Genomic DNA, 16,571 nt, shown 5'->3' with positions numbered 1-16,571 from the left:
ATTAGCTATACAATTGAATAACACACAGTACAACTAATACAAATTAATTATCACATTATGTTTGGAATAATAAATCCATCGTCATAATATTTATAATACAACCATATTCCAAAATTAACTGATCAAAGCATTGAATCTTCCTCAATGTTAATACACAATTTTTCGTCACGCTTTTTATTAATTCCTATACTCATATGCAATCCACTCGGCTTATCATCATTAACCAATATTCTCTCGCCATATGGTGCATTAAAAATTATATGATCATATCTTATTTTATTCTCATTCAAAAAATTTATCGTCTTATTCTTATACTCATCAGTTCTTGATGTCAAGAATACTATCATATCTTTTTCAGGAATATCTTCCAAAAATTCTTTAGCGCCTTCAAGAAGAGTATCTGTTCCATCCAACTTATATCCATTATGTTTTACAATTGTACCATCAAGATCCAATATCCAAGTATGTGCTAGTGTTGACAAAATTAATTTATTCATTATTTAAAGATGCTCCTATTGCTCCGCCTGGATGATTAGGCTTAAAGTTTTTATACAAATCCAATTTTAGTCTCTTAGCTAGTTCCATAGCAATTTTTTGTAAAATAATCAGATTAATTGTTGTTGAATGATTTGGAACAACATCCCACATATCACCTTCATGTAACAAATCAATAATTATCTTATTATTCATTTTTTTTGCTAATATACTTTCTCTCTTAAAACTCAAAAGCCAAAGTTGAACCCCCTCTCGCTTTTCTAATAGCTCTTCAAGATATACAGACTCTGCGGTTGCTCCACTCTTAGTTAAAATAATAACCAAATCACCTGATTTAACCATTCCCATATCGCCATGTACAGCAGAATTAGTATGCAAAAAATTAGCATTAAGCCCTAATGAAAGCATTGTTCCAACAAATTTATCACAAATTGGAACATTTTTTCCTAATCCCGATGCAATTATTTTATTTCCTGATTTAATTGTTTTTTCACAGGCATCAATTAATCTATCCATTTCCTGAATATCAACTGACTGTAACGCTGTCATAATGACTTCTCCATCTGAAGCGAAATAATAATCATATGCACTTGTCATAGAAAAAGCCTCTTCAAGATAATACAATCCATTGTAGAATGCACCACAAATAGAATCATAATCTTCCCAGGCATATGTTGTTAAACTCAGCCATATAATTGCTAGATATAACTTCATTTGCAACTTTGTAACTTTACCATCCAACAGTTCAAAAAAGTAATCTTCTAATTTTTCCCAATTATTTGAATATATTTCCAAATCTGCAGAGTTATCTCCAATATGTAACCTAAACCTTTTCAGATTAAATTGATCATAATTGCTAAAAAGAGAATAATATAACTTAGCCCAATCATATGCTTCGTCACCATAAAGTTCTGTTTTTCCAAAATATCCTCGTGGATCAATTAAAATAGGGGTATCTCCATCTTTTAATATCATATTACTAAAAGTACAATCACCATGAATCAACTTAAATTCTTCTGGTAAATACTTCATGATCATATGTTCTAGTTGTTCTTTATGATAAAAAACATTACGACATCTCTTCCCATTTATAATAATAGTCTCATCATTTGCAAACGGAACTAAATTTTTAACCTTCTTTAACCTATCATATGTCTTATCAATATAAGCAACTCTAAAACTTTCTTCATCTGCTGGGATACTTCCCAATTTGTGTACTTCATTCAAACAATCTACAATCTGCTTAAGAATAATCTTCTTCTGTTCAAATGAAATATCAGAATATTCATAGATATTTCCACCATCTATATATTCCATACAAAGAGGATTATATCCATAAATTTGAGGCAGATTTTTAAATTTTTTTCCTTTTAATGCCTCATACCAAGCATTTTCCCTAATTGCAAGAGTTTTTCCTTGTTTATCAATACCTTCTTTATAAAACTTACCATTATCTACCCAAGTTTTGTTAAAAGGTCTGCATTTTGTTTTTGGAAGTTTCTCCCACTGATCATAAATCCCATACTCGTGTGTGTGATATAATCCCTGCTCAACAAATTTATAATTTTTCGATTTAAGCCACTTAACAAACTCTCCATCTTCCGGCAAATCTTCTAAATATGATTTATCTTTAAATATAAAATGTCCGGCTACACCAAATTCTTGACTTCTCTCTTCTTTAAATTCCCCATTTTCATACTTCCAACGGCAAGGAAAATCTTTAGAAATTCCAATAACATTATTTTCTGTTTGCGGTATTTCATAATCATCTGATAATACTAGATCGCACCAAATAAGCATAAACCTCTGACCATTAGGTATATAAGCAATCGCCTCTTTAAGACCTGCACATGTACCTGTATGTCCAGTTCCACATACAATTTTATAATCCACCTCTGCAAACTCTTTTAGATATCTATCCAAAACATCATATTTATAATCACCAATAATAATAAATTTTTTACTTGGATACTTTCTAAATAAATGAAAAATCATTGGTAAATTATCAATTGGAACTAAAGCCTTCGGTTTATTTGCTGTTAATGACTCCATTCTTGTTCCTTTACCACCCGCCTGAACTATAATGTAATTCAATGACATAACATTTCCTCCACAATTTGTATTAATTTACCATCCTCAACTATTTCAATTATATGTCGAGAAAATGGCATTTTACTAAAAGTAAATTTTTCTAAACTCCATTTATTAGGATAAATAACCATCATTGGTGATTTCGTATAAGCTAACAAATCACTTAGACCACTTCTGGCACTAATAATAAATGATGCTTTTTTTGCAATTAAATATGTTTCATCAATCGATTTAAACACCTCAATATCTCCTATTTTTTGCTGATAATTTTTATTTTCATTCTCTACAACAATAAATCCGTATTTTTTACATATATCAGCTATTTCTTTCCACACACTTTGTTCTATTTGTGAAACTGAAACTGAAGCAGGTGCCAAAAATACATATTTTTCATCTCTTAGACTTTCTAACTCTCCAACAAAAACATCATTAACATCCAATTCATCAAAATTTGGTGGTTCAAAATCATCCCCTGTAATATCAAGAGTTGAACCCATCAAATCAAACAAATTACTTTTAGATAATAATTTCTCTGCATCTGATGGTAGAATAAATTGAAGTTTATTTTCATATATTTTATAATTATAAACCATTTCTGTTAACAAAATAATTTTTGAGGTTGGCAATACAATGCTTTTATTTATATAATTTTTATATGGTTTAATCAAACATTTTTGATTTTCTGCAATAATTATATTTACTTTCTTACCATACTTATCATAATAATTATTTAAGCGCGATAAAAATATAATTGTATCTCCAATTCCTCTACTACATATGTAGTATTTTTCACAAATATTATTTTTCAACACAAAAAAAACTGTATACAAATAAGCAGAAAGCTTATATCTTAATTTTGTAACTATATTTAATATTTTTAATCTAATTTTATTCATATTTTTATACCATATTGAATTGTTTTAACTTTTTTTCCGATTATTTATTGAATTAATTATTTCACATACAAATTCATTTTTCATAATAACTTGAGTTAATAGATAGAATACTACACTACTTAAAATACCTAACATTATAATAGTAATTTCTCTATAAAATAATCCTTTTATAACTCCACATAAAACAATAATCACAAAACAACCTACTATTGAGCTAGTAATACTATTCTTTATCCCTTTTAATTGTATTCTTTTATCAACCGTAATAATGCATAAAATCAACATTACTAAATATGAAAAAGCTGTTGTAATTGATGCAGCCACAGCTCCAAACTTAGGAATTAATATAAAATTCAATATTACATTAATAAGTGTAGCTATTGTGCAAATATTCATAAATACAGCTTCTCTATTTGATGGAAGTAAAATCATATTACCTAAAAATGAACCACCTAAAAGATTAAAAACAAAACCAACCATTAAAATAATAAGCGATGTAGCTGCATTTTTATACTCCTGTCCACCAACCACTACAACTATTTCATTTGCAAGGCAAATAGAACCTACAGCACACGGAAATCCTAAAGAAATAAATCCTTGAAAAATTTTTCTTAACGTTACGTTTATTCTTTCAAAATCTTCATCTATAAACAATTTAGTTAATTGCGGTAATACTACCCACAATATTGAATTCACTAATTGACACACCAAATTTGTTATTTTTACTGCTATGCTATAAAGTCCTACCTCATAATCGCCCTTCATCAATCCGAGCATTGTAACATCTGCGCTATTAAATATCGTCTGTACCAATAACATAACAAACAAAAGAAGAATCGGTTTGAAATGCCTCTTTAAATTCATTTGTCTAACAAATCTGACGGTACAATATTTTTTTCTATAAAAAATATTAATAATATTAGCACCACTTGATGAAAGAACCGTAATTGCAGCATAAGTAATATAATCACTTGGCTTACGTACAAATGCAAACATTAACACAAGTGAAATAATCTGAAATGCAATTGTTCGTACAGTTATAAAAGCAAAATCTTCCATTGCAGAATTCAGCCAATCACATCCCAATGTAGCAAACAATATAGCTGTACTCTGAATAATAATAAGTGTTCTATATGAATCTAAATTTCTAAATAATAGCAAAATTATTGCCATTGATACATATGCAATTATAGTTGTAATAACATTTATTGAAAAAATCTGAGATGCTGTCCTAGATAATTTCTCTTTATTTTTTCTTTTTGCACTACATTCTCTAATAGCATATGTAGTAATTCCTAGTGATGCAATAAGTGAAAAGTATGATACAAATGAAGAGCCAAAATTCACCTTTCCTACATTATCTGGCATCAATACTCTAGAAATATATGGAAATGTAATTAACGGAAATATAATGCTCGAAATAGTCTTTATCACATTTAAAACCGCATTTATTTTTATACTTTTTTCTTTCACAATTATTTAATTACTCCTAATTATCAAAATAAAATTAATATTTACTTTCAATATTTTATGTAATCCTTTACATCTATCAAAATAAACAGTATCATATAAAGTTCAATTATCTTTTCCCTTTATAGGAAATTTAGCTATATTTTGACATTCACCATACAATTCATTAATATGTGTCATTATAAATTCCATATCTAACTTAGAATAATCTATTTTCTTATATAAAAAACGTAAATTATCATCAAATCTATATTTAATAATTTTGGCTGGAACACCCCCCACAATAGCATAAGGAGGAACATCTTTACTTACAACAGCTCCAGCCGCTACAACAGCTCCCTGTCCAATTTTTACTCCCGACATAATTATCGCCCTTGCACCTATCCAAACATCATCTTCTACAACAATATTTCCTTTAGATATTGCTTCTGGCTCACCATAATATTGTGCTTTATAAGGATATGTAGATACATTTAATACATTATGCTCTGCACACAACATAAACATTACATCTGGTCCAATTGAACAATAATTTCCTATTTCTAGATGATATCCTTTATTATAAGTTAATGTATTAATAATACCATATGTGCCATTTCCAACTTTAACACTGCTAATGTCAAAAATACTCTCAACTCTAGTCTGATTATGTTTATTTGCTTTTCTCCATTTTCTTTGAAATTCACATTTTTTGACAAACAACCTTATTTCACATATCATTGGAAATAAATCTCTAAATTCTCTTTTATTCATATTATTTATTCCCGTCATTTTTTACAACATCTCTTATTGCTTCAAGATACCCATATTTATTCTTCTCATCAGCTTCTAAATATGCTCCTTCGCTCCATTCATTCCAAGCTGTAAAAAACATAAATTCATTTTTTAAATTATTTGACCTTTTATATTGCATCTGAAAATATTTTTTGAATTTTTCTGGACTAGCTCCTTGATGAACAATTCCTGCCTTGCCCCATCTAGCTGTTGTATCCCAATCATTGTATGCACCTAAAAATGTTTTTAATTGTCCATTATGATTTGATTTTAAAACTCTTTTCCAAACCTTATCATAATTAAGCACGCAAGGCCTATGTATAATATCTCTACAAACAACTCTTTTAATATTTGCATACCAAGCATAATTCAAAAAATTACCTCTTGATAATGCATATGTAGGCTGATATTCAAATTGAGCATCAAAATTCATATTACTTGTAATTTCTATTTCGTTTTCATATTTTATTGTTGATACATAATATATTCCACTAAATCCAGCTTCTACAGCCAATTTATTCCAACATTTTTGCATTTTAGACCACTCTGTTATACCTTTAGCATCGTATATTATAAGCATTGGTTTCCCATCAATTTTTATATATCTATCATCATTAAAATAATTTAATAAATAATTAAAATGTTTAATCCAATCTTTTTCATCTCCATATTCCTGTTTTATCAGCACCCTTTTTTGGTCTGATTTTTTAGGGCTTTGGGTCCATGTATGATTAGCCCACGAAATACAAAATGGAATATTTATTTCTGGTGTATTTAACATATTTTCCAACGGCTTTTGCATCAGTATTTTTCCATTAAACCAATAATGATAATAACAAAATCCATATATACTATATTTTTTAGCAAGCTCTGCCTGTTTTATCTGTTCATCTACCGTTGATAAATCGTAATAATTTTTATTTAACGGAATTCTTGGTTGATAATGATTTTTATATAAACTCTTAGATGCTTTACAGCTTACCCATTCTGTATGTCCTTTTCCCCACCATTCATCATTTTCCTTAAATGTATGATATTGTGGCAAATACATTGCTAAAATTTTTGTTTTCATAGCTAAACTCCTTTTATTTCTTATCCGAATTTGTAATTAATTATTAACTGTTAATTTATACATCTTAACCATTAATACTATCATTAATGGCAATTTGTACTTCCAACACCAATATACAACTTTAAATTTAAAAGAAAGTTTTGATATATTTGCCTCATTTATAAAGTTATATATCTCCTTTTTTTTCATTTCATTTCTAAACCATCTATATCTATCTTTAAATTTCGTTTTACTATTATAAGCAAATTTTGATATAGTAAAAACATCTCTTACACAAAATGTAGAAATTGCAATTCTTGCTTCCTTAATATCTTCAAAACCCACTATCGTATTATTATAAGCATTCATTAATTCTATCATATTATCAACAATAGATATATCAACTGTATGCATAACCGAGTCATTATTCATACAATAAGAATATAAAACATCGTTTATAAAATACCATCTATTTGATTTTTTCAGAAATTCTATAATAAAAATCGTATCTTCTCCAATTTTTAATTTAGGAAATTGTAAATTATTTTCTCTAATTATTTTCATTGAAAACATTTTATTTGCAATTCCTGTTCCTATTTTTCTCCCTGTATAATAAAAATCTATAACTGCTTTTTCTGTCCCAGTATCCCACTCTTGTTTATTAATTTCTACCGGAACATTTACTCTTCCATTTGAATTTTCTATTTGATATTTACAGATTACCATATCATAAATACCATTATTTGTAGCTTTTATCATTTTTTCACATGCATCTTTAATTAAATAATCATCTCCATCAATGAAATAAACATAATCACCTGTTGCTTCTAATAAGCCTCTGTTTCTAGCTACACTAACACCTGCATTATCTTGATGAAACACTTTCATTCTTTGATCTTTTTTCTCTAATTCATTTAAGATTTTTAATGAATCATCTGTCGATCCATCATCAATTGCAATAATTTCAATATCTTCATATGTTTGATTTATTAAAGAATCTATACAACGAACTACAAAATCTTCTTTGTTATAAACAGGAATAATTAAACTAATTTTCATTTTTTTCTCCCATAATATCAATTAAATATACAGCTGAATTCTCCCAAGTATATTTCTTTGCTTCTTCTTTTTCATTTCTACTTATTTGATTATATAATTCTTTATCATTTGCTAATCGTATCATTGCAGCAGCTATTTCATCGGCATCAACATTCGTAACTAATCCTGTAATTTCATTTTCCACTTGTTCTGATAAACCGCCAACATTAGTAACAATCATTGGTATTCCATAATCTCTAGCTACCTGAATAACCCCTGACTGTGACCCCTCCTTATAAGGACATATAAGTATTAAATTGTGTCCCAGGAAAATGCTTTCAACTTCCCTATCTTCTATCCATCTATTAATAATAGTTACATTGCTTAAGTGCCGATATAATTTTTCATATAATGAAAAATCTCCGTTTCCTATAACACTCAGTGATACACTATTATCAAGTTCATCATATACTTTTCGATATGCTTCTGCTAAAATATCCAACCCCTTATTTTCAGCTATTCTTCCAAAAAACAAATAATTCACTGTACTATTTGAATAGGTTACCATACTTTTTTTATCATCATATTGTCCATAATAATTAATTTGTCCTAATGGCATATAATATGTGGGTTTTTTTGATATTCTTTTTACTACATCTATAAATACCTTCGAATGAACAATAACAGCATCAGCCTTTTTCATATGAGTTCTAAATATCTTATACGTTATCCAATTATCACCTTTCTTTAGCAATGGTTCATGACATACTAAATATACTTTAGCTTTAGGAAAACAATCACTTATTTTCTTTTCCCATTGTGTGTCCATAGGGCAATAGATGTTTTCTATATTATAATTTTCAAATTCTTTTATAATATTATTTCTATGTTTTTTAGAAAATCTCAATGATTCTAATATAAAACTTTTCATATTAGAATATGTTGGTATAAAAACAATCTTATCAAAAGCAAGTTTTTGTATTTCATTTTTATTTTCTACATCACTTGAAAATACACCAACACAACAAATTCCTTTTGCTATTAATGCTTTTGCCATTCCGTAGGCATCCCACGTTCCACTGCCTTTTCTTCCTGTATAATTAATTAATATTGCCTTTTTTTTCATTTTTTCCACCTACTTTACATTCCATATTGATACATATGGAATATAATATTGACCATTTCTTATCGTTGTATATAAATAGCCAATATACACTATAATAATCATTATATTAAATGCGTATTTCATTGATTTATTAAGTTTATTATTGCATAACGCAAGTAACAGTATATGAAATATTAAAAAATATTCTCCAATTCTATGTCCATTACCTGTTCCTAACACATATGGACATATAGTTCCTATAAAAACTACATTCAACAATCTCTTTATTTCTTTATCAATCAAATTATTTTTTCTCTTAATTAAGATTAGTATAAAAAAAACATATATAAATATTAGCGTATATAATACAAGCCAAATTTTACCACTCTGATCAGTTCGTTTTAAATATACTGATAGCAATCTAAATATATAAAATTTAGGGGCTAAGTAATTAAGCATATAATTTGATAAAATAAATGCAACTATGGATACAACTATATTAACAGTTGTACTTATGTAATATACAAAATATATTGCAATTGCAAAAAATGCAAACTGATGAATCAATGTCGCAATAATACATACAAGCATATATTTAATTAATTTTTTATCTTTTATATATTTATATCCTAACAAAATAACACTTACAGCCGCTGCCTGTCTTATTGTCGAAAGCGATTCTATATAAAATATACAAAAATAAATAATAACCGCTTCATTCTTATCTATACTATAATCAGCTATCGCTTTACCAATACACCCATATATAATTATTGAATAAATTACGAATACCAATTGTGGATTTTTTAATTTATTAGCCACAAAGAAAATAAATCTGGATATATATTCATAATTATTGCTATAATTTATAGAATTAAAAGCTTCTACTCGCGCCACATATCTATAATAATCATATCCTATACCATATCTAATACTTGCAATAAAAATCATCAATAATATGGCAATCCAAAATCTATTATCATTATTAATTGAAACTGTTTTCGCGTTAGACTTTATATTCATATCCATCCATATGGATGAACAAGTAATTAACACTATTCCTAAAATACATAAATAAAATATCATTTATTCACACCATCTCATATTTTAAACTATTTAAATAAGCCTCTACAACTATATTTCTGTCAAATTCCTGTTCCATCTTCTTACGTCCTGCCAAACCCATATTCTTTCTTTCTTCAACTGACATTGAAAGAATTTTTTCAATAGCTTTAACCAGACTATCCAGATTCTTTATTGGAATGATATATCCTGTAACACCATCATCTACAGTTTCCCTGCATCCACTTCTGTCAGTAGCTATAATAGGTCTTCCACTTGCCGCTGCCTCAAGTAATACATTACTCATTCCCTCTGGATAATACGATGGATGAACTATACAGCTTGCCTGCTTTAAGAAAGGTCTGATATCTTTTTGCTGTCCGTGATATTTTATACACCCCTCTTTTTCTGCATCTTCCAATATTTGCAGATATTTATCATCATCACAACCACCACATATATTAAAAACAGTATTCGGATATTTCTTATGTATAATTCTCGCAGCTTCTATATAAAGATCAACACCCTTTTCTTTCAATATTCTGGAAGTAAACTGAAAGTGTATTATATTATCATCTTCTGGATATGGAAGAAGTTTGTGTTTTTCAAGGTTAACACCAGAACCTGGTAATAAGCATACTTTTGTATTCTTTCCTATCATATTATGATCTTCAAAAAACTTCTGATTATCTATGTTCTGGAAAAATATACATTTCGCATTTCTAACTCCAAGCTTATATAACATAATAGCTATCTTCTGTATCGCACTGGCATTTTCAACAGCCGTACCTAGACCTGTAATATTAGGCATATATGGAAGCTTTAACATTCTACAAGCCATTCCTCCATAACTGCAAGGCTTAATATTATATGTAAGCACGATATCTGGTTTACTTTGTTTCAATATTTTCTTATAATTTTGTAAAAGTGCTAAATCTGCAAATGGATTAGTACCGTGTCTTCCTGTATTAACCTTTACAATACTACATCCTAATTTTTCTAATTCGTCCACATAAAGTAAACTTTCACATATTAATTCTACCTGATGTCCTTCTTTTATTAATCTTTCTATTACTTCTTTTCTCAAGTTATATATATACGTTGTATCATTTGCTATTAATGAAACTTTCATTCTTAGAACACCTCATATAATTAATACTAATCTTCTTCCTTTGCTGCCGCAGCTTCCTGCATTGCTTCTTTATTCATTGCAGTTGTCTTGCCTGCCTCAATTCCCTCTGTACTCTCTGGCATAAATAATATCTTTATCGTAGCCATAATTATTTTTATGTCTGTTATTATGCTGAGTTTTGATATATACATTAAATCCATCTGTAATTTATCATATGGCTCTGTATTGTACTTACCATATACCTGAGCATAACCTGTAAGTCCAGCTTTTACCTGTAATCTTAATGAGAATTCTGGCATTTCCTTTATGTACTGTTCTGATATTTCAGGACGTTCTGGTCTAGGTCCAACACACGATAAATCACCCTGTAGTATATTAATCATCTGAGGTAATTCATCAATTCTACAGGCTCTTATCACTTTGCCTATTGGTGTTATTCTGCTATCGCCCTGAGAAGACAATCTCGCAACACCATCTTTTTCAGCATCAACCTTCATACTCCTGAATTTCAGTATGCTGAATTTCTTGCCATCCTTAGTAAGTCTTACCTGTTTATAGAATACAGGACCTCCATCATATGCCTTTATTAAGATTGCTGTAATTAATAATATAGGACTTGTTATAATTAAACCAACCAGTGATATCACTATATCCATTAATCTTTTTATGAATAAGTATCCTAATCCAGGTGTTGCTCTTTCACATATCATAACTGGAAGATTGGCCATCTGAATAACCTGGGCATTGCTTATCATAAAATCACCTATATTAGGTCTTACATATGTCTTAATATCGTGTTCAACACAATATTTAATAATATCGTTACGCTGTGTTGATGCAAGTCCACACAGCATAACCGAATCTGCACCTGTTTCCTGCAGCTTATTAACAAACTTCTGCAATTCAACCTGTGCTCCTTTATGCCAGCTTTCTATATCCGTCAGTTTAATTTCACCTGCCAATATAAATCTCCAGCTTAACCTGTCTATTATACTTCTACCATTTTTATAAGCATATTGATTATCGTATGCTAGAAGTACCTTAGATGGCCTATAAATAATATTTGTCAATTTATTGGCAATAATTGACCATATTGTACTTAACACGCAGCTCATAATCATTTCTAATAATAATGGCAATATATTTTCCACGTGTCTTGTAAGTAACATTATTACTATGTATATAATGCAATTACTTATAAGAATAGATATACATTGGGAATAAATAAGTTCGGATATTCTACTAATTCTTAATGCCAATCCTTTGTATAACTTAGCCATAACAGTATATATTATAAAGTAAAGTGCTACTACCAGCACATCGCCTTTTCCATAAAATGTATTTCCCCACATTCTTGATTTATAATATCCATACCATACTGCCGCAAATAATAACGTATTTATAATAATTACAATTACCTGAACTAGAAATAAAGCCGTTTTTTGCTTTTGTTTTTTGTGTATCATTTACTCTCTCCTCACATCATCCCGTGTATAAACCATTCTATAGTTCTATTATCAGAAATTATTTCTCATCATAATCCATAAGAAAATCTCCATCAAACTCATCTGCTGATGGCTTCTTTCTTACACCAGTGTTGTTTCCTGCTACATTAGCTTTCTTTCTTGCGGCTACCTCGCCAACACTTCCTGCCTGTCTTTTGACTGGCTTAGAAGCATTGTTAGTATTCTTTCTTGCTGATGAAGCTTTTCTTGCTTTCTCGAATGATTTATCTGGTGACTCCTCGCTGTTATAATGTCCATAATAGCTGCCGTAGTATTTACCATAATACTTGCCATAGTATCTTCCATAGTAACCATTTTCTGATAAATCAACCTTATTAAGAACGCTTCCGATTATCTTAATTTTTGTCTTTTTAAGCTGTCCCATTACATTCTGTGCGAACTTATAGCTTACCTGGTTAGCTGCGATTACAAGAACCGCACCATCACATACCTGTGCAACAATAGCTGCATCGATAACACTTCCAAGAGGTGGTGTATCGATGATTACATAATCATACTTTTCTCTCATCTGTCTTACAGTCTCTTTGAATAATGGGCTGTCAAGAAGCTCTGATGGGTTAGGTGGCACCGGACCAGCAAGAATAACGTCCATATCCGGCACATTTGTCTGATATATTACTTCTTCTAATGTGTTCTGTCCTGAAAGAAAATGTGTCAATCCCTTAACACCCTTTTTAACTCTGTAACGTCCTACAAGAACTGACTTTCTTAAATCACAGTCAATGAATAACACTCTCTTGCCGCCATCTGCTATTGATGAAGCAAGGTTCATTGTTACTGTTGATTTACCTTCATTAGGTCCACAGCTTGTAAACATTACTACCTTTGTATCTTTACCACTTAAGAATATGTTAGTTCTTAAATTTCTATAGCTTTCTCTTACCTGATAATCATCCTGCTGGTTAGTTTCTATATTAATTGTCTGCATATTTTTAATCCTTTCACACTCTCTTGTTTACCTATTTTCTTGTTTTCTTTTTCTTACTGCTTGGCTGTCCATTATATTCTTCTTCAGTTAATGGAATAAGTGAAAGATTAGTTATGCCAAGATATTTTTCAACATCATCTGATGTCTTAATTCTATCATCAAGAATGAAGTTGACTACAAGCACTGCTATTGCTATTACAATACCTGCTATTGCACCAAGCATTGTATTCTTCTTAACATTAGGACTTGATGGTGCATTTGCAACACGTCCATATTCAATTACATTAACGCCTTCAATCTGCATTACTGATGTTATCTGCTTAGCAGATACATCTGCGATTGCATCTACTATTTCTTTAGCTCTTTGTGGGTCTGTATCTGTAACTGTTACCTGAAGAACTCGTGAATCTGTCTCGATTTCACAAGAAATCTTGCCAACAAGTGCATCAGGTGATATATCTAAATCTAACTGCTTAACTACCTGTTCTACTACTGGAAGACTTGTAACAAGAACCTTATAGTCTTTTACAAGCTGTGTTGATGACTGAATATCACTAAGTGTTGTTGTTGTGCCATTCTGTCTGTTGATTATATATAATTTGATGGATGACTGGTACTGAGGTGTAATTGCTATCTCTGTTATTCCAAATGCAACTATTGCTGTCGCAACACCTGCTACAATTACTATCCATATCTTTGATAACAGCATCCTTATGATCTGCATAATATCAATTTCTACTTCTTCGTTGTTATCTTGTCTGATATTTGTTTCCATATTATCTCCTATCCTTTGCGCCTTGAATACTTACTCTGGCGTTTATTATTCTGTACAATTATACGAACCTTGTCTAATAATGTCAACAAGGCCTACTTCCATCTCTTTTTTTGATTAAATGTCTTACCCACCCCCTTGATTTTAGCTGGTTTCGAGATGATTGACTTGTTTTTTATGTGATTTGCGGGAAAATGTTTTTAAAAAAGAACATTCTATATTATTATCAGCATACACTGCAAATCACACCTAAAAAAATGCGAGAATATCCTGTCTGACATTCTCGCAAGTTTCACTGTTACAAGCTACTAGCCGGAATCGAACCGGCGACCTACTGATTACGAATCAGTTGCTCTACCGACTGAGCCATAGTAGCATACCTAAATTATTGTACTCTTATTTGGTGGAATTGTAAAGGTGGAATTTATCTTATTCGAATGAATAAGATTAAATACTAGCATTATTTATTGGGGACAATAAATATATAACGCTTTAATTCTTCATCTATTTTATTATTTTTATATATTTAATATACTATATTTTTATTCTCATTGCAAGCACCTTTTCACATTTCCACCCCCCGCCGCATAAATTATAATAACAATACTTATACCAAGAGGTTATTTATGAAAGCTCTCCCCACCAATTCATCCCCTCCTCTGTTATCGCTTAAAGGTATTTCCTTTGCATATAATACGCCGAAAAGCGAAATTCCTGCACTTGATAATATCTATCTTGATATTATGCCACAGTCTTTTACATCTATAGTCGGGCCTTCCGGCTGTGGCAAATCGACCTTGCTTTCCATCATATGCGGGCTTCTTTCGCCACAGAAGGGTGAGGTTGTTTTTAATGAGGATATTCTACACGATAATGCTGTATCTCCAAGAATTGGATTTATGCCACAGAAAGATACTTTATTTGAATGGCGCACTATTTATAAAAATGTGACACTCGGTCTTGAAATTAATCATCTTAAAGATAAGGAACATTTAGAAAATGTTGACAATATGCTAAAAGAGTATGGCCTATACCAGTTTTGCAATGTCCATCCTTCTGAATTATCCGGAGGCATGCGTCAGCGTGCGGCATTAATAAGAACCCTTGCACTTAACCCGGATATTCTTCTGCTTGATGAACCATTTTCCGCTCTTGATTACCAGACGAGGCTTGAAGTGTCTGATGATATCGGCAAAATCATTAAAGAGCAGAAAAAAACAGCCATTCTTGTTACTCACGATATATCGGAGGCTATCTCTATGGGCGATTGTGTCGTTATTCTTTCACACAGGCCTGCACATATTAAAAAAGTTGTTAATATCAACCTTTCCATTCCTGACCGGACACCATTTACTTCAAGACAGGCTCCTGAATTTGCAGGATATTTTAATGAAATATGGGAGGATATACAATGAATAAATCTATCAAAGCAATCAATAAAAAAGACATCTCTAACTCCCGTACACAATATCTTAACCACATAAGATTATATAAAATCTCCATAACTGTATTAAGATTTTTGATTTTAATGGCATTTATTGCCGCCTGGGAAATATCAACCCGTACTGGTATTCTTAATCCATTTATATTCAGCTCACCATCAAGAATATGCACAACTTTTATTGCTATGGCTAAAGATAACAGCATATTCATTCATATATGGACGACACTTTTTGAAACATTTTTATCTTTCTTCCTTATTATAATTGTCGGAATGGGAGCAGCAATTCTTCTCTGGCTGTGGAAAGGCTTATCAGACTGCCTTGAGCCTTTCCTTATTGTGCTTAACAGCCTGCCCAAATCAGCACTTGCCCCTATGATAATCGTCTGGCTTGGCAATAATATGAAAGCTATTATCATAACTGCTATATCTGTAGCTATATTTGGTATGATAATTAACATATATACCGGATTTTTAGAAATTGACAAGGAGAAAATCATTCTTATTAAGACACTCGGCGGTACTAAGAAAGATATTCTTAAGAAACTCATACTTCCCGGTTCTAAGCAGATAATAATAAGCAATATGAAGGTCAACATCGGTCTTTGCCTTGTTGGTGTAATAATTGGCGAATTCTTAGCCGCTGATAAGGGACTTGGCTACCTTATTATATATGGTTCGCAGGTATTCAAGATGACTTATGTATCTATGAGCATTGTTATACTCTGCATTATCTCAACTGTTCTATTCAAACTTGTTGATGTCATTGAGAAAATGTTTCGTGATTGAC

General features: G+C 30.4%; 14 protein-coding genes, 1 tRNA gene and 1 pseudogene. 2 read left to right on the top strand and 14 right to left on the bottom strand.

The genetic code is table 11. The features are described 5' to 3' along the window. Window positions 1–122: 122 nt before the first annotated feature. The 14 genes and pseudogenes from C7390_RS06045 to C7390_RS05975 form a co-directional block, all read right to left on the bottom strand. Complete coding sequence (locus C7390_RS06045; protein WP_116443786.1) at window positions 123–497, bottom strand: NIF family HAD-type phosphatase; 375 nt, start codon at window positions 495–497, stop codon at window positions 123–125. Then, entirely contained in the window at window positions 490–2,595 is a 2,106-nt protein-coding gene (locus C7390_RS06035) for an SIS domain-containing protein (protein ID WP_318295582.1), read from the bottom strand. Before C7390_RS06035 ends, C7390_RS06045 begins: the two co-directional genes overlap by 8 nt. After that, the gene (locus C7390_RS06030; RefSeq protein ID WP_116443785.1) at window positions 2,586–3,482 is read right to left on the bottom strand and encodes a hypothetical protein; all 897 of its coding nucleotides are present in this window, start codon (window positions 3,480–3,482) and stop codon (window positions 2,586–2,588) included. Before C7390_RS06030 ends, C7390_RS06035 begins: the two co-directional genes overlap by 10 nt. Before the next feature lie 24 nt (window positions 3,483–3,506). Continuing rightward, window positions 3,507–4,955: a flippase gene (locus tag C7390_RS06025; RefSeq protein WP_116443784.1), complete on the bottom strand. Its 1,449-nt coding sequence runs from the start codon at window positions 4,953–4,955 to the stop codon at window positions 3,507–3,509. 234 nt (window positions 4,956–5,189) lie between these two features. Then, window positions 5,190–5,348 (bottom strand): annotated as a pseudogene (locus C7390_RS13885) (DapH/DapD/GlmU-related protein); the annotation flags it as partial. A 358-nt stretch (window positions 5,349–5,706) separates the two neighbouring features. Then, complete coding sequence (locus C7390_RS06015) at window positions 5,707–6,798, bottom strand: glycosyltransferase WbsX family protein (protein ID WP_116443783.1); 1,092 nt, start codon at window positions 6,796–6,798, stop codon at window positions 5,707–5,709. Between the two features lie 36 nt (window positions 6,799–6,834). Further along, window positions 6,835–7,836 (bottom strand): glycosyltransferase family 2 protein, encoded by a 1,002-nt coding sequence (locus C7390_RS06010; protein WP_116443782.1) that lies wholly within the window; start codon window positions 7,834–7,836, stop codon window positions 6,835–6,837. Beyond that, entirely contained in the window at window positions 7,826–8,941 is a 1,116-nt protein-coding gene (locus C7390_RS06005) for a glycosyltransferase family 4 protein (protein WP_116443781.1), read from the bottom strand. Before C7390_RS06005 ends, C7390_RS06010 begins: the two co-directional genes overlap by 11 nt. A gap of 9 nt (window positions 8,942–8,950) precedes the next feature. Next, entirely contained in the window at window positions 8,951–9,943 is a 993-nt protein-coding gene (locus C7390_RS06000) for an EpsG family protein (protein ID WP_318295580.1), read from the bottom strand. Between the two features lie 67 nt (window positions 9,944–10,010). Beyond that, window positions 10,011–11,114, bottom strand: a complete 1,104-nt coding sequence (locus C7390_RS05995; protein WP_116443779.1) for a glycosyltransferase family 4 protein — start codon at window positions 11,112–11,114, stop codon at window positions 10,011–10,013. A gap of 26 nt (window positions 11,115–11,140) precedes the next feature. Further along, window positions 11,141–12,580: an exopolysaccharide biosynthesis polyprenyl glycosylphosphotransferase gene (locus tag C7390_RS05990; RefSeq protein WP_116443778.1), complete on the bottom strand. Its 1,440-nt coding sequence runs from the start codon at window positions 12,578–12,580 to the stop codon at window positions 11,141–11,143. A gap of 58 nt (window positions 12,581–12,638) precedes the next feature. Beyond that, window positions 12,639–13,568, bottom strand: coding sequence for a CpsD/CapB family tyrosine-protein kinase (locus C7390_RS05985; RefSeq protein ID WP_116443777.1), 930 nt, complete (start codon window positions 13,566–13,568; stop codon window positions 12,639–12,641). Between the two features lie 31 nt (window positions 13,569–13,599). After that, window positions 13,600–14,343: a YveK family protein gene (locus C7390_RS05980; RefSeq protein WP_055306133.1), complete on the bottom strand. Its 744-nt coding sequence runs from the start codon at window positions 14,341–14,343 to the stop codon at window positions 13,600–13,602. Window positions 14,344–14,643: 300 nt separating this feature from the next. After that, window positions 14,644–14,716, bottom strand: a tRNA-Thr gene (locus C7390_RS05975). A 250-nt stretch (window positions 14,717–14,966) separates the two neighbouring features. Here C7390_RS05975 and C7390_RS05970 point away from each other — a divergent pair. Continuing rightward, entirely contained in the window at window positions 14,967–15,755 is a 789-nt protein-coding gene (locus C7390_RS05970) for an ABC transporter ATP-binding protein (protein ID WP_116443776.1), read from the top strand. Continuing rightward, a complete protein-coding gene (locus C7390_RS05965) occupies window positions 15,752–16,570 on the top strand; it encodes an ABC transporter permease (protein ID WP_055306135.1) in 819 nt (272 codons plus the stop codon). Before C7390_RS05970 ends, C7390_RS05965 begins: the two co-directional genes overlap by 4 nt. Window position 16,571 lies beyond the last annotated feature (1 nt).

This window comes from Bacteroides galacturonicus, assembly GCF_003096855.1.
Lineage (GTDB): Bacteria > Bacillota > Clostridia > Lachnospirales > Lachnospiraceae > Lachnospira > Lachnospira rogosae.
The sequence above is the reverse complement of the archived record's forward strand: the minus strand, read 5'-3'. Positions and strand labels throughout refer to the sequence as shown.

Bases quoted from the DNA above. Each gene is read 5' to 3' on its own strand.
- C7390_RS06045 (WP_116443786.1), bottom strand. From the start codon at position 497: ATGAATAAATTAATTTTGTCAACACTAGCACATACTTGGATATTGGAT.
- C7390_RS06035 (WP_318295582.1), bottom strand. From the start codon at position 2,595: ATGTCATTGAATTACATTATAGTTCAGGCGGGTGGTAAAGGAACAAGA.
- C7390_RS06030 (WP_116443785.1), bottom strand. From the start codon at position 3,482: ATGAATAAAATTAGATTAAAAATATTAAATATAGTTACAAAATTAAGA.
- C7390_RS06015 (WP_116443783.1), bottom strand. From the start codon at position 6,798: ATGAAAACAAAAATTTTAGCAATGTATTTGCCACAATATCATACATTT.
- C7390_RS06010 (WP_116443782.1), bottom strand. From the start codon at position 7,836: ATGAAAATTAGTTTAATTATTCCTGTTTATAACAAAGAAGATTTTGTA.
- C7390_RS06005 (WP_116443781.1), bottom strand. From the start codon at position 8,941: ATGAAAAAAAAGGCAATATTAATTAATTATACAGGAAGAAAAGGCAGT.
- C7390_RS06000 (WP_318295580.1), bottom strand. From the start codon at position 9,943: ATGAATATAAAGTCTAACGCGAAAACAGTTTCAATTAATAATGATAAT.
- C7390_RS05995 (WP_116443779.1), bottom strand. From the start codon at position 11,114: ATGAAAGTTTCATTAATAGCAAATGATACAACGTATATATATAACTTG.
- C7390_RS05990 (WP_116443778.1), bottom strand. From the start codon at position 12,580: ATGATACACAAAAAACAAAAGCAAAAAACGGCTTTATTTCTAGTTCAG.
- C7390_RS05985 (WP_116443777.1), bottom strand. From the start codon at position 13,568: ATGCAGACAATTAATATAGAAACTAACCAGCAGGATGATTATCAGGTA.
- C7390_RS05980 (WP_055306133.1), bottom strand. From the start codon at position 14,343: ATGGAAACAAATATCAGACAAGATAACAACGAAGAAGTAGAAATTGAT.
- C7390_RS05970 (WP_116443776.1), top strand. From the start codon at position 14,967: ATGAAAGCTCTCCCCACCAATTCATCCCCTCCTCTGTTATCGCTTAAA.
- C7390_RS05965 (WP_055306135.1), top strand. From the start codon at position 15,752: ATGAATAAATCTATCAAAGCAATCAATAAAAAAGACATCTCTAACTCC.